Genomic DNA, 15,742 nt, shown 5'->3' on the forward strand with positions numbered 1-15,742 from the left:
GCGCGAACGTGGCTGCGCCGGATCAACGAGTTTCCAGCGGGACCGCTCTTGATCACGCCTCCGCCCCTAACGCCGTTCGGGTTCGCCCCCCCGCACCCCGCAGGGCCCCCTCAGACCACCGCCGAGGGATCCCGGATCCGCGCCACCTGCGCCACGTCGCTCTCCGCCTCGAGCGCCGTCATCAGCGCGTGCAGGTGCTCGCTGTCGCGCAGGTCCACGTCCACCCGCAGGCGGTAGAAGTCCGGCTTGCGGTCCAGGAACTCGAGGTCCGAGATGTTCGCCCCCTGCGCCCCGATCAGCGTGCAGATGCGCCCCAGCACACCTGCGTCATGCCGGATCGTCAGGTTCAGCCGCGAGGAGTAGACCGCCGGGTGCCGCCCCTCGCGCCAGCGCAGGTCGACCCAGCGCTCGGGCTGGTCCTCGAACCCCGCCAGCACCGGGCAGTCGATGGCGTGGATCACCACGCCCTTGCCGCGATAGGTGATGCCCACGATCCGCTCACCCGGCAACGGGGTGCAGCAGGGGGCGCGGGTGAACTCCTGATCGGCCTGCAACCCGGCGACGGCACGGCTTGCGTCGATCTCGTCGGCCGAGGGCGCGAGGTCGGGCCAGAGCGCCCCGATCACCTGCTGGGCCGAGATCTCGGCCGCGCCGATCCGGGCCAGCAGCTCGTCCGCGCCCGGCATCGCCAGCGCCTTGGCGGCGGTGCGCAGCGCCTTGTCGGTGACCTTGCGGTTGACGTGCTCGAACGCCACCCGCACCAGCTCGGACCCGAGCCGGATGAAGCGCGAGCGGTCCTCTTCGCGCAAGGACCGCCGGATCGCCGCCTTGGCCCGGCCCGTCACCACGATGTCGAGCCAAGTGGCCTGCGGACGCTGGCCCGAGGCCGCGATGATCTCGACCGACTGGCCGTTCTTCAGCCGCGTCCACAGCGGCACGCGGATGCCGTCCACCTTGGCGCCGACGCAGGAATTGCCCAGCCGCGTGTGGATGGCATAGGCAAAGTCGATCGGCGTCGCGCCCTTGGGCAGCTGGATCACGTCGCCCTTGGGGGTGAAGCAGAACACCTGGTCCTGATACATCTCGAGCTTCACGGCCTCGAGGAACTCGTCGTGATCCTCTTCCCCGAAGCGCTCGGTGAGGCTCGCCAGCCACTCGGCCGGATCGACCGCAAAGGGGTTCTTCGACCGCACCCCGTCGCGGTAGGCCCAGTGCGCGGCGACCCCGGCCTCGGCCACCTCGTGCATGGCGCGGGTGCGGATCTGCACCTCGACGCGGGTGCCGTCGCGCGCCGAGACGGTCGAGTGGATCGAGCGGTAGCCGTTCGACTTGGGCTGGCTGATGTAGTCCTTGAACCGCCCCGGCACGGCGCGCCAGCGGCGGTGGATGATCCCCAGCGCGCGGTAACAGTCGGCCTCGGACCGGGTGATGATGCGGAAGCCGTAGATGTCCGAGAGCCGCGAGAAGCTGAGCTGCTTTTCCTGCATCTTGCGCCAGACGCTGTAGGGGCGCTTGGCGCGGCCGAAGACCTCGGCCTCGATCCCCTCGGCGTCCAGCGCCGCGCGGATGTCGGCGGTGATCCGCGGGATGATGTCGCCGGTCTCTTTCTGCAGCGTCACGAAGCGGCGGATGATCGAGTTGCGCGCCTCGGGGTTGATGACCTTGAAGGCCAGGTCCTCAAGCTCCTCGCGCATCCACTGCATCCCCATCCGCCCGGCGAGGGGGGCGAAGATGTCCATCGTCTCGCGCGCCTTCTGCACCTGCTTGTCGGGCCGCATTGAGCGGATCGTGCGCATGTTGTGCAGCCGGTCGGCGAGCTTCACGAGGATCACCCGCAGGTCGCGGGACATCGCCATGAAGAGCTTGCGGAAGTTCTCGGCCTGCTTCGAGTGGGTGCCGGAGAGTTGCAGGTTGGTGAGCTTCGTCACCCCGTCCACGAGGTCGGCCACGTCGCGGCCGAACAACTCGGCCACCTCGCCCCAGGTCGAGCGGGTGTCCTCGATCGTGTCGTGCAGAAGGGCGGTGACGATGGTCGCATCGTCCAGCCGCATCTCGGTCAGGATGGCGGCGACGGCGACGGGATGGGTGAAATAGGGTTCGCCCGAGTGGCGGAACTGCCCCTCGTGCATCCGGCGGCCATAGTCATAGGCCCGCCGGATCAGGTCCTCGTTGGTCCGCGGGTTGTAGTTGCGGACCAGCGCGACGAGGTCTTCGACGTCGATCCGGTCCAACCCGTGCCGCCTCTGACCTCAGCCCCGGCCTTGCGCCTCGAGCATCATGCGCAGCATCCGCTCTTCCGATTCCTCGTCGGCGGGCTTGGGACGGTCGATCTCGGCCCCGAGCAGAAGCGCCATCGCGTCCTCTTCGGGCTCGTCCACCTCGATCTGGGTCTGAGTCTGCTCGATCATCCGCTCGCGCAGCTCGTCGACCGGCTGGCCCTCGTCGGCGATCTCGCGCAGCGCCACGACCGGGTCCTTGTCGTTGTCCCGCTCGACCGACAGCGTGGCCCCGGCGCCGATCTCGCGGGCGCGGTGGGCGGCGAGCATCACCAGGTCGAACCGGTTCGGAACCTTGTCAACGCAATCCTCGACTGTGACGCGGGCCATGAGCTACCTTTCCGAATCGACTGGTGGGGCAAGGCGGCATAGGTGGGGGTGCGGACCGGGAAAGTCAAGCCGCGCTGCCCCCCGGAGGGTTTTCAGCCGCCTGTCACACCTGCGCCCGCCCGCCCTCGGGCGCCATCCCCGCCAGCCCCTCGGGGCCGAGCGCTGCCAGCATCGCGGCCACGCTCTGCCCCAGCCGCGGATGCACCCAGCCGGGCGCGATCTCGGCCAGCGGCGCCAGCACGAAGCCGCGGTCCTGCAACCGCGGGTGCGGCAGGATCAGCCGGTCGGGGGCGACCTGCACCTGCGCCGCGGCCGGCAGGGCGCGCCAGCGGTCCTGCGTCGCCGCGTCGGGGCGGACCTCGCCCCCCATCGCCAGCAGGTCGAGGTCGATCACCCGCGCCCCCCAGCGCGTCCCGTCCCGCACCCGGCCGAGATCTGCCTCGACCCGGTGCAAGGCGGCCAGCACCGCCTCGGGCGACATCGACCCCGCCGCCACCACCGCGGCGGCGTTGACGTAGTCCGGCCCCGACCCCGCGGGGTGGGCCGGGGTGCGCCAGAATCGGCTGACCGCGCGCAGCCCCAGCCCTTCGGCACCGAGCCGGCCCAGCGCCACGCGCACGGCGGCCTCGGGCGGACCTGCCCAACAGGACAGGTTTGCGCCAAGGGCGAGCAGGGCTAGGTTTTCTCGCAGCATCCGCGGTGGGTTGGCGGGTCCGGCTTGGGTTTGTTCGGCAGGGGACTGGGGCATTGTTTTACAAGGACGACCGACTGGCGCTGTTCATCGACGGCGCGAACCTTCATGCCGCGACCAAGGCGCTCGGGTTCGATCTCGACTACAAGCTGCTGCGGCAGGAATTCGAGCGGCGCGGCAAGCTGGTCCGCGCCTACTACTATACGGCGCTGCTCGAGAACGAGGAATACTCGCCCGTCCGGCCGCTGATCGACTGGCTGAACTACAACGGCTTCGCCATCGTCTCGAAACCGGCGCGGGAATACACCGACTCGATGGGCCGGCGCCGGGTCAAGGGCAACATGGACGTGGAACTGGCGGTCGATGCGCTGGCGCTGGCCCCGCGGCTCGACCATGCGGTGCTGTTCTCGGGCGACGGCGACTTCCGCCCGCTGGTGGCGGCGCTGCAATGCCAGGGGGTGCGGGTGTCGGTCGTCTCGACCATGCGCAGCCAGCCGCCGATGATCGCCGACGAGCTGCGCCGGCAGGCCGACAACTTCATCGAACTCGACGCCCTGCGCGAGATCATCGGCCGCCCCCCGCGCGAGACCCGCGACCCTGCCGAGCCTGCCCCGGCGGTCGAGGCCTGATCTGAACCGCCGATCTTAACCCTTGGGTAAGATCGGCCGAGACGTTCGCGCCGCCGCCGCGTTATGATCCGAGCCGTATCGAGGACCATTGTGCCATGACCCGCAACAACGACGACGGCAAGACCGCCCCGCTCGGACCCGAGCGGTTGCTGCGCCTGTCCGACTTCGACGCCCGCAGCCCGGACCGGGTGGCGGGGGCGCTGCGCGACTACTGGCTGTCGCTGCGCCGCGGCCGGGCGGTGCCCTCGCGCGCCGATGTCGAGCCGGCCGGGCTGCGCGCCGCCCTGCCCTTCGCCTTCATCCTCGAGCGGGTGGCCCCCGGGGCCGCGCGCTTCCGCCTCGCCGGGCGCCACCTCGTCGACCTGATGGGGATGGAGGTGCGGGGGATGCCTCTCTGCTCGGTCCTCAACGCCCCCTCGCGCGGGCGGCTGAGCGACGTGCTCGAGGCGGTGTTCAAGGGACCGCAGATCGCCGAGCTGGACCTGATCGGGCCGGTCGGCTACGGCCGCCCGGCGCTGACCGGGCGGATGCTGCTCATGCCGCTCAAGTCGGACCTGGGCGACGTGTCCCGCGCGCTCGGGTGCCTCGCGACCGAGGGCGAGATCGGCACCGCCCCGCGCCGCTTCGACATCGCCGCCGACCGCGCGATGCCGGTGGTCGAGGGCGCGCGCGTCCTGACCCCGCAGCCCTCGATGCACGGCTTCGCCGAGCCGCCCGCGCCGTGGCGCGGCGAGCCGTTCGCGGCCGACGACGCCGACTCCCCGGCCCCCGTCCCCCGGCGCCGTCCCGCGGCCGGGCGGCCCCCGTCGCTGCCGACGATGCCGCCGCTCTTCGACGCGCCCGCGCCGCGCCCGGCGATCCGCGAGGACGAGACGCCCGAGGAGCGCCGCGCCCGCTTCCGCGTCATCTCGAACGACTGAAGACCGATTGACGACAAAGGGCGCCCCGCGGGGCGCCCTTCGGTTTCGGCAAGGCCGCTGCGCTTCAGACCGCGTCGCGCAGCCCGACCGGGGTGCCGGTGCGCCGCGCCCGCAGCTCTTCGGCCACGAGGAACGCCAGTTCCAGCGACTGGCTGGCATTCAGCCGCGGGTCACAGGCGGTGTGGTAGCGGCTCGACAGATCCTCGTCGGTGACCGCCCGGACGCCGCCGGTGCACTCGGTCACGTCCTGTCCGGTCATCTCGAAATGCACGCCCCCCGGCACGCTGCCCTCGGCGGCGTGGACGGCGAAGAACTCCCGCACCTCGCGCAGCACCTGGTCGAACTGCCGGGTCTTGTAGCCCGAGGCCGCCTTGATCGTGTTGCCGTGCATGGGGTCGCAGCACCAGAGCACGTTGGCCCCTTCCGCCTGCACGGTGCGGATCAGCCGCGGCAGGTGGTCGCCCACCTTGCCCGCCCCGAAGCGCGCGATCAGCGTCAGTCGGCCGGCCTCGTTGGTCGGGTTCAGCGTGGCGATGAGCCGCTTCAGGTCATCCTCGCTGATCGAGGGGCCGCATTTCAGCCCGATCGGGTTCTGCACCCCGCGCAGGAACTCGACATGCGCCCCGTCCGGCTGCCGGGTGCGGTCGCCGATCCAGAGCATGTGGCCCGAGCCCGCCACCGGCAGCCCGGTGGTCGAGTCGATCCGCGCCAGCGCCTCTTCGTATTCCAGCAGCAAGGCCTCGTGGCTGGTGTAGAACTCGACGGTGCCCAGCTCGTGCGCCGTCTCGGACGACACCCCGGCCGCCTGCATGAAGGCCATGGCGTCGCTGATCCGGTCGGCGATGGCGCGATACTCCGCCGCCTCCGGCCCGCCGGTGAAATCGGCGATCCAGCTCTGCACCCGGTGGATGTCGGCATAACCCCCGGTCGAGAATGCGCGCAGCAGGTTCAGCGAGGCCGCCGCCTGCGTGTAGGCCTGCAGCATCCGCTGCGGGTCGGGGACGCGGGCCGCGTCGGTGAAGTCGAAGCCGTTGATGATGTCGCCGCGGTAGGAGGGCAGCTCGACGCCCCCCATCACCTCGGTCGGCGCCGAGCGCGGCTTGGCGAACTGCCCGGCCATGCGACCGACCTTGACCACCGGCATCTGCGCGCCCCAGGTCAGCACCACCGCCATCTGCAGCATCACCTTGAAGGTGTCGCGGATGTTGTCGGCCGAGAACTCGGCAAAGCTCTCGGCGCAGTCGCCGCCCTGCAACAGGAACGCCCGGCCCGCGGCGGCATCGGCCAGATGCGCCTTGAGGCGGCGCGCCTCGCCCGCGAAGACCAGCGGCGGAAAGCGCGACAGCTGCGCCTCGACGGCGTTCAGGGGGGCGGCGTCGGGATAGTCGGGCATCTGCACGCGCGGCCGGGTGCGCCAGCCCTGCCGGCTCCAGTCCGGGGCGCCCGCGGAACGGCGGGGGGCCTCGGTCTTGGCGCTGAGCGGCATGGCGGTCGAACTGGTATCCTGCGGCATGACGGACGATCCTCGATGAAACACCGGGCGAATATAGTGACGCCGCGCGGGCGAGGAAAGCCGGTCCGCGGCACCCGGCGGGCCGAGGGGCGCACGGATGGTCCTGCATAGCGGCTATGCAGCGGGTGCTTTCCTTTCGGCGGCAACCTGCCTAGTCTCTCGTTCCAGACTGTGTCTGGAGAACGGATCACCATGAAGAAACTGCTGCTCGCCACCGCCGCCACCGCGCTTTCGGTCGGCATGGCCACCGCCGAGGACGTCAAGATCGGCATCTCGATGGGCTTCACCGGCCCGCTCGAGTCGATGGCGCCGCAGATGGCCAACGGGGCCGAGCTCGCCATCAAGGAGATCAGCGAGTCGGGCAAGCTGATGGACGGCGCCAAGGTTGAGGCCGTGCGCGCCGACAACACCTGCGCCGACGCCGCAGCCTCGGTCGCCGCGGTCGAGCGGCTGGTGACCTCGGACAAGGTCAACGGGATCATGGGCGGGATGTGCTCGGGCGAGACGATCGCCAGCCTCGAGCGCGTGGCCGTGCCGAACGGCATGGTGATGATCTCGCCCTCGGCCACCTCGCCGGCGCTCTCGACCATCGACGACAAGGGCTTCTTCTTCCGCACCTCGCCGTCCGACGCCCGCCAGGGCGACGTCATGGCCGACATCGCGCTCGAGCGCGGGGTCAAGTCGGTGGCGGTCACCTACACCAACAACGACTACGGCAAGGGCCTCGCCGAGGCGTTCAAGACGGCCTACGAAGGCAAGGGCGGCAAGGTCACGATGATCGCCGCGCATGACGACGGCAAGGCCGACTATTCGGCCGAGGTCGCGGCGCTGGCCGCTGCCGGCGGCGATGCGCTGGCCGTGGTCGGCTACGTCGACCAGGGCGGCTCGGGGATCGTGCGCGGGGCGCTCGATTCCGGCGCGTTCTCGACCTTCATCATGCCCGACGGGATGGTGGGCCAGGCGCTGATCGACAAGTTCGGCGCCGAGCTCGAGACCTCGTTCGGTCAGAACCCCTCGTCCGAAGGCGCCGGCCGTGACAAGTTCACCGAACTCGCCAAGGCCGCGGGCTTCGACGGCAGCGCCGTCTATTCGGGCGAGGCCTATGACGCCGCCGCCCTGATGCTGCTGGCGATGCAGGCCGCCAAGTCCACCGATCCCAAGGTCTACAAGGACAAGATCATGGAGGTGGCGAACGGCCCCGGCGAGAAGATCGGCGTGGGCGAGCTGGCCAAGGGCCTCGAGCTTTTGGCCGCCGGCACCGACATCGACTATGACGGCGCCTCGTCGGTCGAGCTGATCGAGCCGGGCGAAAGCGCCGGCACCTTCCGCGAGGTCGATTTCAAGGGCGGCACGCTCAACGTCGTCAAGATGCGCTGACACGCGCGCCGCCGCAGTCCGGGGCCCGTCCCCGGCCGCGGCGGACGCCGGACCTACGCCGTGCCCCCGCCCGGGGCGCGGCGGAACCCGCGGACAAGGCGGCCATCAACGGACCGCCGCCGCACACACAGCAGGGAGAAGACCAGAATGAAGAACCTGATGCTCGCCACCGCCGTGGCAGCTCTCACCGCCTCGGGCGCGCTGGCCGCCGACGTCAAGCTGGGCGTCTCGCTCGGCTTCACCGGCCCGCTCGAGTCGATGGCGCCGTCGATGCTCAAGGGCGTCGAGATGGCGGTCAAGGAAGCCAACGACTCGGGCAAGGCGATGGACGGCACCACCTTCTCGATCGTCCAGGCCGACAGCACCTGCGCCGATGCCGCCGCCGCCGTGACCGCGGTCGAGCGGCTGGTGACCTCGGACAAGGTCGCGGGCATCGTCGGCGGGATGTGCTCGGGCGAGACCATCGCCAGCCTGGAAAAGGTCGCGGTGCCGAACGGCGTCGTGATGATCGCCCCCTCGGCCACCTCGCCCGCGCTGACCACGATCGACGACAAGGGCTTCTTCTTCCGCACCGCGCCCTCGGACGCGCGCCAGGGCGAGGTGATGGCCGACATCATCCTCGAGCGCGGGATCAAGTCGGTCGCCGTGACCTACACCAACAACGACTACGGCAAGGGCCTCGCCGAGTCGTTCAAGTCGGCCTACGAGGGCAAGGGCGGCAAGATCACCATCACCGCCGCCCATGACGACGGCAAGGCCGACTATGCGGCCGAGGTCGCGGCGCTGGCCGCCGCCGGCGGCGACGCGCTGGTCGTGGCGGGCTACGTCGACCAGGGCGGCTCGGGGATCGTGCGCGGGGCGCTCGATTCGGGGGCCTTCAACACCTTCGTCTTCACCGACGGCATGGTCAGCCAGACCCTCGTCGACAAGTTCGGCAAGGAGCTCGAGACCTCGTTCGGCCAGAACCCCTCGGCCGAGGGCGAGGGCCGCGACGCCTTCATCGCCAAGGCCAAGGAGTCGGGCTTCGAGGGCTCGGACGCCTTCGCCGCCGAGGCCTATGACGCCGCCGCGCTGCTGATCCTCGCCATGCAGGCCGCCAAGTCAGCCGATCCCAAGGTCTACAAGGACAAGGTGATGGACGTGGCCAACGCCCCGGGCGAGAAGATCATGCCCGGCGAGCTGGCCAAGGCGCTCGAGCTGCTGGCCGACGGCAAGGACATCGACTATGTCGGCGCGAGCGCCGTCGAACTGGTCGGCCCGGGCGAAAGCGCCGGCACCTACCGCGAGGTCGACTTCAAGGGCGGCACGCTCAACGCGGTCAAGACGCACTGATCCGGTCGCGGCGCCCGCCCGGTGCGGGGGCCGCGCGCCAGCCGCCGCCGGCGGGGGCGGCACCTGACCAGACTGGCGGCGCCCTGCGGGGCGCCGCGGCCCCGGCGGGAACGGCCACCGGGCGCGAGAGGGAAACGAGGGACGCATGATCCAGGTCCATGACCTGCACCGGCATTTCGGGGGCTTCCGCGCCGTGGACGGGGCGAGCCTGACCATCGCCACCGGCTCGATCACCGGCCTGATCGGCCCGAACGGCGCGGGCAAGTCGACGCTCTTCAACGTCATCGCCGGCGTCCTGCCGCCCACCTCGGGGCGCGTGGTGATGGACGGCGAGGACATCACCGGCCTCGCCCCGCACAAGCTCTTCCACAAGGGCCTGCTGCGCACCTTCCAGATGGCGCATGAGTTCTCCTCGATGACCGTGCGCGAGAACCTGATGATGGTGCCGCCCGCGCAGTCGGGCGAAACGCTGTGGAACACCTGGTTCGGCCGCAAGCGCATCGCCGATCAGGAACGCGCGCTCCTCGCCCGCGCGGATGAGGTGCTGGACTTCCTCACCATCAGCCACGTGGCCGAGGAAAAGGCCGGCAACCTCTCGGGCGGGCAGAAGAAGCTTCTGGAACTCGGCCGCTGCATGATGGTCGACGCCAAGATCGTGTTCCTGGACGAGGTCGGCGCGGGCGTGAACCGCACGCTGCTCATGACCATCGCCGACGCGATCCTGCGGCTGAACAGGGAACGCGGCTACACCTTCTGCGTGATCGAGCACGACATGGATTTCATCGGCAAGCTCTGCGACCCGGTGATCGTGATGGCCGAGGGCAAGGTGCTGGCGCAGGGCTCGGCCGACAGCATCATGCAGAACGAGGCGGTGATCGAGGCCTATCTCGGCCGCGGCCTCAAGAACAAGGTCCAGGCCGAGATGGCCGAGGAAACCCGCCGCCACGAGGGCCACGGCGCCCAGCCCGGCCTCGGCGCCGAGGCGGGCCGTCCCGTGAGCGCGTCGGGGGCTGCGACCTCGCCGGGCACCACCCGAGGACCGCTGGGCGAACTCGACGACCCCGGCACCGAGGTGCGGCCATGATGCAGACCCAGACGCAAACCCAGACCCAGACCCAGACGCCGGCCCATGCCCGCCCGCGCCCCGGCGCCGCCGGCACCCGCCCGGACGGCACCCTGCCCTATCTCTCGGCGACCGGGATGCGCGGCGGCTACGGCAAGGCCGACATCCTGAACGGCTGCGACCTCAGCGTGGACCGCGGCGAGATCGCGGTGATCGTCGGCCCCAACGGCGCCGGCAAATCCACCGCGATGAAGGCCGTGTTCGGGATGCTCGACCTGCGCGAGGGCACGGTGACGCTCGACGGGCACGACATCGCCGGGCTCACCCCGCAGGACCGGGTGCGCCGCGGCATGGGCTTCGTGCCGCAGACCGCCAACGTCTTCCCGACCATGACGGTCGAGGAAAACCTCGAGATGGGCGCCTATATCCGCGACGACAATTTCCGCGCCACGATGGAGCAGGTGTACCACCTCTTCCCCGCCGTGGCCGACAAGCGCCGCCAGAACGCGGGCGAGCTGTCCGGCGGCCAGCGCCAGCAGGTCGCGGTGGGCCGGGCGCTGATGACCCAGCCGAAGCTTCTGATGCTGGACGAGCCCACCGCGGGCGTCTCGCCCATCGTCATGGACGAACTCTTCGACCGCATCATCGAGATCGCCCGCACCGGCATTTCGATCCTCATGGTCGAACAGAACGCCCGCCAGGCGCTCGAGATCGCCGACATCGGCTATGTGCTGGTGCAGGGCACCAACCGTTATACCGGCACCGGGGCCGAGCTGATGGCCGACCCCGAGGTGCGCCGCACCTTCCTCGGGGGCTGACCGATGCGCCGGCTCGCCCCGCTGACCCTCGCCCTCGCCCTGCCCGCGGCCGCGCTGGCGCAATCCGCGCCAGCGGCTCCGGCCCCGGCCACGCTGCCGCCCGCGGTGGCGGCGCTGGCCGACCCGCCGTCGATCCACGACCCGGCCGCGGTCAATCCCGCCACCGCGCTGCCCGCCGACGCGATCCTGCCCGGTGCGGCGGGCGTGCGCGGCATCGCCTGCGCGCTCGACCCCGCCTCCGACGGCACCGCCCGCAGCGTTGCGGTCATCCACCCGTGGTCCGCCGCCCCGATGCTGATCGGCCCCGAGGGCCCGCGCCCGGCGCGGTTCTTCAAGCGCGGCCGCACGCTGATCTTCGACGCCGGCCGCACGGTCCTCTACATCGACCGCGACCACCACCACGCCACGCTGAGCCTCAGCACGCCTCGCGCGGTCCAGAACCTGCGCGGCCTCTGCCGGGTGACGCCATGACCCCCTCTGCCGCCCCTCGGGCTGGACAGAAATATCCCCGCCGGAGGCATCCCGCGGCCCCGTCCGCGATCCGCCGCCCGCAGGGCGCCGCCTCTGCGCCCGCGCGTCACCGCGACGCCCCCTCGAGAGAGAGCTGATGGACCTGCTGAACGCGCTCGTCGCGATCCTGAACTTCGTCGTCATCCCCGCCGCGGCCTACGGCGCGCAGCTCGCGCTCGGCGCGCTGGGGGTCACGCTGATCTACGGCATCCTGCGGTTCTCGAACTTCGCCCATGGCGACACCATGGCCTTCGGCACCGCCATCGTGATCCTGCTGACCTGGTGGCTGCAGTCGATGGGGGTCAGCTTCGGCCCGCTGCCGACGGCGCTGCTGGCGCTGCCCCTGGGGATCGCGCTTACGGTGGTGCTGGCGCTGCTGACCGACCGCTGGGTCTATCGCCACTACCGCCGCGTCAAGGCCGCGCCGATCGTCGTCGTCATGGCCTCGGTGGGCGTGATGTTCGTGATGAACGGCCTCACCCGCCTGCTGATCGGCGTGGGCGAGATCCAGTTCGCCGACGGCGCCCGCTTCGTCGTCTCGGTCCCGCAGTTCCGCGCCTGGACCGGACTCGACGAGGGGCTCGCCCTCAGGACCACGCAGGTCATCACCCTGGTCGTCGCCGCCCTCGCCGTCTGGGCGCTCTTCCGCTTCCTCAACCGCACCCGGGCCGGCAAGGCGATGCGCGCCTATGCCGACAACGAGGATCTCGCGCTCCTCTCGGGCATCGACCCCGACCGGGTGGTGCGGCTGACCTGGATCATCGCCATCGCCCTCGCGGTCACCGCGGGCACGCTTTACGGCCTCGACAAGTCCTTCAAGGCCTTCAACTATTTCCAGATCCTGCTGCCGATCTTCGCGGCCGCCATCGTGGGCGGCCTCGGCAACCCGATGGGCGCCATCGCCGGCGGGTTCCTGATCGCCTTTTCCGAGGTCGCCCTGACCTACCCCTGGAAGAAGATCGCCGAATATCTCGGGTTCGAGCCGACCGGCCTGCTGCAGATGCTCGGCACCGAATACAAGCTGGCGATCAGCTTCGTCATCCTGATCGTCGTGCTGCTGGTGCGCCCCACGGGGCTGTTCCGCGGCAAGGCCTACTGACCCGCGGAGCCGCCGATGTCCTCCACCCGCCAAGCCGACACCTCCGCCAGCCCGCTGCGCGGCCCGCTGCTGTTCGCCGTACTCGCGGTGCTCTTCGTGCTCGAGGGCACGGTCTCGAACGCGCTCTTCTCGGGGTCGTGGAACAGTTCGCTCGCCATCCTCAACATGGGCCTGATCTCGGCGGTGACCGCGCTCGGGGTCAACATGATCTGGGGCTATGGCGGGCTCTTCAACGCCGGCGTCGTGGGCTTCGTGGCGCTCGGCGGCCTCGCGCCTGTGCTCATCTCGACCCAGCCGGTCGCGGGCGCCTGGGCGGCGGGCGGGCCGCGGCTGATGCTCGCGCTCGCGCTCGGCCTCGCCACGCTGGTCCTCGCCATCGCCGCCGCTGGCCGCCTGCGCCGCGCCGCCCGGATCTGGGTGCCGGCGGCGATCCTGATCGGCGGCTACATCCTCACCCGGCAGGTCTTCGACCCCGCCATCGCCGCGATCGAGGCCAACAACCCGGCGAACGCCGGCAACATCGGCGGCCTCGGGCTGCCGGTCCTGCTGTCCTGGCCGGTCGGCATGGTCTTCGCCGCGCTCGCTGCCTGGGGGGTGGGCAAGGTCGCGCTGGGGCTCCGCTCGGACTATCTCGCCATCGCCACGCTGGGCATCGGCGAGATCATCGTGGCCATCCTCAAGAACGAGGGCTGGCTCGCCCGCGGCGTCCTCAACATCACCGGCATCCCGCGCCCGGTCCCCTACGAGCTGCAACTGCAGTCCAACCCAGACTTCGTCGCCGCCGCCGCCCGCTGGGGCTATGACGCCGCGACCTTCTCGGGGATCTACGTCAAGCTCTGCTACCTCGCGATCTTCGTCGCCGTGGTGCTGACGCTGATCCTGCTGGCCGAGCTGGCGCTGCACTCGCCCTGGGGCCGGATGATGCGCGCCATCCGCGACAACGAGACCGCCGCCCGCGCCATGGGCAAGGACGTCACCCGCCGCCACCTGCAGCTCTTCGTGCTCGGCTCGGCGGTGATCGGGCTTTCGGGGGCGATGATGGTGACGCTCGACGGGCTGATGGCGCCGGGCGGCTACAACCCGCTGCGCTACACCTTCCTCATCTGGGTGATGGTGATCGTCGGCGGCTCGGGCAACAACTGGGGCGCGGTGCTGGGCGCGGTGCTGATCTGGTTCCTGTGGATCAAGGCCGAGGTCTGGGGCCCGGCGCTCATGTCGCTCCTGACCCTGCCGCTCTCGGACGGCCCGCTGCTGCGCCACCTGACCGAGACCGCGCCGCAGATGCGCTTCCTCGCCATGGGCCTACTGCTGCTCGCGGTGCTCCGCTTCGCCCCGCGCGGCCTCCTGCCCGAGCGCTGAGCCGCGGGGGCCAGCCCCCCGGCCTCGCTTCGGGCTGGACAAAAATATCCCCGCCGGAGGCATCCGGCGGTCCCGCCCGCGCCTCGCGCGGGTCAGCGTGCCCCCGTCAGAGGTCGAGCCGCCCGGTCTCGCCCGCCGCAAAGCGGCGCAGCACGGCGGGATAAAGCCGGTGCTCGGCGGCCAGCACCCGCGCCGCCAGCGTCTCGGGCGTGTCGCCCGCTTCGACCGGCACCCGCGCCTGCCCGAGAATCGGCCCGCCGTCGAGTTCCGGCGTCACCAGATGCACGCTCGCCCCCGCCTCGGCATCCCCGGCCGCCAGCGCCCGGGCATGGGTGTCGAGCCCGGGATAGAGCGGCAGCAGCGAGGGGTGGATGTTCAGCATCCGCCCGGCAAAGCGCGCAACGAACCCCGGCGTCAGGATGCGCATGAACCCGGCGAGGCAGATGATGTCCGGCCGCGCCGCTTCGAGCGGCGCGAGCAGCGCCGCCTCGAACGCCGCGCGGTCGCCCCGGAAGGGCCGGTGATCGACGGCAGCCGTCGGGATGCCGCGGGCGGCGGCCTTGGCGAGCCCCCCGGCGGCAGGATCGTTCGACAGCACCAGCACCGGGCGGGCCGGGTGGTCGCCGGTCATGCTGTCGGCCAGCGCGACCATGTTCGACCCGCCGCCCGAGATCAGGATGGCGACCCGGCGCGGACCCTTGGTGACGGCCCCGCTCACCACGGCGCCGTTCACCACAGCGTGCCGGTGTAGCCTACGCCGGCGCGGCCGCCGACCTCGCCGATCTCGCGCACCGTCTCGCCCGCGGCGCGCAGGCTGGCGGCCAGCGGCTGCGCCCGGTCGCGCGCCACGACGAGGATCATGCCGATCCCGCAGTTGAAGGTCTTGAGCATCTCGGCCTCGGACACCCCGCCCTCTTCGGCGAGCCAGCGGAACAGGGCCGGCGGCTCCCACGCGTCCAGATCGACGATCGCGCCGAGTCCCTCGGGCAGCACCCGCGGCAGGTTCTCGGTGATCCCGCCGCCGGTGATATGGGCCGCGGCATGGACCCCGCCCGCGCGCATCGCCTCGAGCACCGGGCGGACGTAAAGCCGCGTCGGCTCGAGCAGCGCAGCCCCCAGCGTGCCACGGCCAAAAGGCGCCGCGGCGTCCCAGCCGAGCCCGGTGCGCTCGACGATCCGGCGCACCAGCGAATAGCCGTTCGAATGCACCCCGCTCGAGGCGAGGCCCAGCAGCACGTCGCCCTCGGCCACGCCCTGCGGCAGATGCGCCCCCCGCTCCATCGCGCCGACCGCGAAGCCGGCAAGGTCGAAGTCGCCGCCGTGATACATCCCCGGCATCTCGGCGGTCTCACCGCCGATCAGCGCGCAGCCGGCGGCCTTGCAGCCCGCGGCGATCCCCTCGACCACCGCGGCGGCCTGCGCCACGTCGAGCTTGCCGGTGGCGAAATAGTCGAGGAAGAACAGCGGCTCGGCGCCCTGGCAGACGAGGTCGTTGACGCACATCGCCACCAGGTCGGTGCCGACGCCTGCGACGATCCCGGTGTCGATGGCAATCCTGAGCTTGGTGCCCACCCCGTCGGTCGCGGCGACCAGCACCGGGTCGGCATAGCCCGCGGCCTTGAGGTCGAAGAGCGCTCCGAACCCGCCCAGCCCCGACATGACGCCGGGCCGGTCGGTGGATTTCGCGGCCGGCTTGATCCGGTCCACCAGCGCGTTGCCGGCATCGATGTCCACGCCCGCCTGGGCATAGGTCAAGGCGCTGTTCTCGGTCATCGGGGCCCCCTCGGTGATGCTGCCCCCCGATAGCGCAAGCCCGTGCGGCCCG

14 protein-coding genes and 1 pseudogene are annotated in these 15,742 nt (G+C 71.1%); 9 read left to right on the forward strand and 6 right to left on the reverse strand.

Features of this window, described 5'->3' with window-relative positions:
• Window positions 1–110: 110 nt before the first annotated feature.
• From BLW17_RS00245 to folK, 3 genes are all read right to left on the reverse strand, one after another.
• Window positions 111–2,231 carry a RelA/SpoT family protein gene (locus BLW17_RS00245; RefSeq protein WP_231565648.1) on the reverse strand — a complete coding sequence of 707 codons (2,121 nt, stop codon included), beginning with the start codon at window positions 2,229–2,231 and terminating at the stop codon, window positions 111–113.
• 18 nt (window positions 2,232–2,249) lie between these two features.
• Window positions 2,250–2,606, reverse strand: coding sequence for a DNA-directed RNA polymerase subunit omega (gene rpoZ / locus BLW17_RS00250; RefSeq protein ID WP_036701390.1), 357 nt, complete (start codon window positions 2,604–2,606; stop codon window positions 2,250–2,252).
• A gap of 103 nt (window positions 2,607–2,709) precedes the next feature.
• Window positions 2,710–3,300, reverse strand: a complete 591-nt coding sequence (folK, locus tag BLW17_RS00255) for a 2-amino-4-hydroxy-6-hydroxymethyldihydropteridine diphosphokinase (RefSeq protein WP_036731076.1) — start codon at window positions 3,298–3,300, stop codon at window positions 2,710–2,712.
• Between the two features lie 53 nt (window positions 3,301–3,353).
• Here folK and BLW17_RS00260 point away from each other — a divergent pair, with 53 nt between their 5' ends.
• Together BLW17_RS00260 and BLW17_RS00265 are read left to right on the forward strand one after the other, a co-directional pair.
• Window positions 3,354–3,926, forward strand: coding sequence for a LabA-like NYN domain-containing protein (locus BLW17_RS00260; protein WP_036701386.1), 573 nt, complete (start codon window positions 3,354–3,356; stop codon window positions 3,924–3,926).
• 95 nt (window positions 3,927–4,021) lie between these two features.
• The gene (locus BLW17_RS00265) at window positions 4,022–4,846 is read left to right on the forward strand and encodes a PAS domain-containing protein (protein WP_052176156.1); all 825 of its coding nucleotides are present in this window, start codon (window positions 4,022–4,024) and stop codon (window positions 4,844–4,846) included.
• A 64-nt stretch (window positions 4,847–4,910) separates the two neighbouring features.
• Here the strand turns inward: BLW17_RS00265 and BLW17_RS00270 are convergent, their stop codons facing one another.
• The gene (locus BLW17_RS00270; protein WP_052176163.1) at window positions 4,911–6,332 is read right to left on the reverse strand and encodes a class II 3-deoxy-7-phosphoheptulonate synthase; all 1,422 of its coding nucleotides are present in this window, start codon (window positions 6,330–6,332) and stop codon (window positions 4,911–4,913) included.
• 219 nt (window positions 6,333–6,551) lie between these two features.
• Between BLW17_RS00270 and BLW17_RS00275 the strand changes: the two genes are divergently transcribed.
• The 7 genes and pseudogenes from BLW17_RS00275 to BLW17_RS00305 all read left to right on the forward strand — a co-directional run bounded on the left by BLW17_RS00275 (window position 6,552) and on the right by BLW17_RS00305 (window position 13,917).
• Window positions 6,552–7,736 carry an ABC transporter substrate-binding protein gene (locus BLW17_RS00275; protein WP_036731078.1) on the forward strand — a complete coding sequence of 395 codons (1,185 nt, stop codon included), beginning with the start codon at window positions 6,552–6,554 and terminating at the stop codon, window positions 7,734–7,736.
• A 147-nt stretch (window positions 7,737–7,883) separates the two neighbouring features.
• Window positions 7,884–9,068 carry an ABC transporter substrate-binding protein gene (locus BLW17_RS00280; RefSeq protein ID WP_036731080.1) on the forward strand — a complete coding sequence of 395 codons (1,185 nt, stop codon included), beginning with the start codon at window positions 7,884–7,886 and terminating at the stop codon, window positions 9,066–9,068.
• Window positions 9,069–9,213: 145 nt separating this feature from the next.
• Window positions 9,214–9,990, forward strand: a pseudogene (locus tag BLW17_RS00285) (ABC transporter ATP-binding protein); the annotation flags it as partial.
• 278 nt (window positions 9,991–10,268) lie between these two features.
• The gene (locus BLW17_RS00290; RefSeq protein ID WP_216593447.1) at window positions 10,269–10,949 is read left to right on the forward strand and encodes an ABC transporter ATP-binding protein; all 681 of its coding nucleotides are present in this window, start codon (window positions 10,269–10,271) and stop codon (window positions 10,947–10,949) included.
• A gap of 3 nt (window positions 10,950–10,952) precedes the next feature.
• On the forward strand, window positions 10,953–11,420 hold the full coding sequence (locus BLW17_RS00295; protein ID WP_036731082.1) for a hypothetical protein: 468 nt from the start codon (window positions 10,953–10,955) through the stop codon (window positions 11,418–11,420).
• A 136-nt stretch (window positions 11,421–11,556) separates the two neighbouring features.
• Window positions 11,557–12,558 (forward strand): branched-chain amino acid ABC transporter permease, encoded by a 1,002-nt coding sequence (locus tag BLW17_RS00300; protein ID WP_036731084.1) that lies wholly within the window; start codon window positions 11,557–11,559, stop codon window positions 12,556–12,558.
• Window positions 12,559–12,573: 15 nt separating this feature from the next.
• Window positions 12,574–13,917, forward strand: coding sequence for a branched-chain amino acid ABC transporter permease (locus BLW17_RS00305; RefSeq protein ID WP_036731086.1), 1,344 nt, complete (start codon window positions 12,574–12,576; stop codon window positions 13,915–13,917).
• A 106-nt stretch (window positions 13,918–14,023) separates the two neighbouring features.
• Here BLW17_RS00305 and purN read toward each other — a convergent pair whose 3' ends face one another.
• The gene (gene purN / locus BLW17_RS00310; protein WP_036731143.1) at window positions 14,024–14,635 is read right to left on the reverse strand and encodes a phosphoribosylglycinamide formyltransferase; all 612 of its coding nucleotides are present in this window, start codon (window positions 14,633–14,635) and stop codon (window positions 14,024–14,026) included.
• An 11-nt stretch (window positions 14,636–14,646) separates the two neighbouring features.
• On the reverse strand, window positions 14,647–15,690 hold the full coding sequence (gene purM, locus BLW17_RS00315; RefSeq protein WP_036731088.1) for a phosphoribosylformylglycinamidine cyclo-ligase: 1,044 nt from the start codon (window positions 15,688–15,690) through the stop codon (window positions 14,647–14,649).
• Window positions 15,691–15,742: the final 52 nt, after the last annotated feature.

The sequence above is a fragment of the Paracoccus sanguinis genome (assembly GCF_900106665.1).
GTDB lineage: Bacteria > Pseudomonadota > Alphaproteobacteria > Rhodobacterales > Rhodobacteraceae > Paracoccus > Paracoccus panacisoli.

Excerpts from the sequence above, each read along its gene's own strand:
- rpoZ (WP_036701390.1), bottom strand. The coding sequence starts at position 2,606 with ATGGCCCGCGTCACAGTCGAGGATTGCGTTGACAAGGTTCCGAACCGG.
- folK (WP_036731076.1), bottom strand. The coding sequence starts at position 3,300 with ATGCTGCGAGAAAACCTAGCCCTGCTCGCCCTTGGCGCAAACCTGTCC.
- BLW17_RS00265 (WP_052176156.1), top strand. The coding sequence starts at position 4,022 with ATGACCCGCAACAACGACGACGGCAAGACCGCCCCGCTCGGACCCGAG.
- BLW17_RS00270 (WP_052176163.1), bottom strand. The coding sequence starts at position 6,332 with ATGCCGCTCAGCGCCAAGACCGAGGCCCCCCGCCGTTCCGCGGGCGCC.
- BLW17_RS00275 (WP_036731078.1), top strand. The coding sequence starts at position 6,552 with ATGAAGAAACTGCTGCTCGCCACCGCCGCCACCGCGCTTTCGGTCGGC.
- BLW17_RS00280 (WP_036731080.1), top strand. The coding sequence starts at position 7,884 with ATGAAGAACCTGATGCTCGCCACCGCCGTGGCAGCTCTCACCGCCTCG.
- BLW17_RS00290 (WP_216593447.1), top strand. The coding sequence starts at position 10,269 with ATGCGCGGCGGCTACGGCAAGGCCGACATCCTGAACGGCTGCGACCTC.
- BLW17_RS00295 (WP_036731082.1), top strand. The coding sequence starts at position 10,953 with ATGCGCCGGCTCGCCCCGCTGACCCTCGCCCTCGCCCTGCCCGCGGCC.
- BLW17_RS00300 (WP_036731084.1), top strand. The coding sequence starts at position 11,557 with ATGGACCTGCTGAACGCGCTCGTCGCGATCCTGAACTTCGTCGTCATC.
- BLW17_RS00305 (WP_036731086.1), top strand. The coding sequence starts at position 12,574 with ATGTCCTCCACCCGCCAAGCCGACACCTCCGCCAGCCCGCTGCGCGGC.
- purM (WP_036731088.1), bottom strand. The coding sequence starts at position 15,690 with ATGACCGAGAACAGCGCCTTGACCTATGCCCAGGCGGGCGTGGACATC.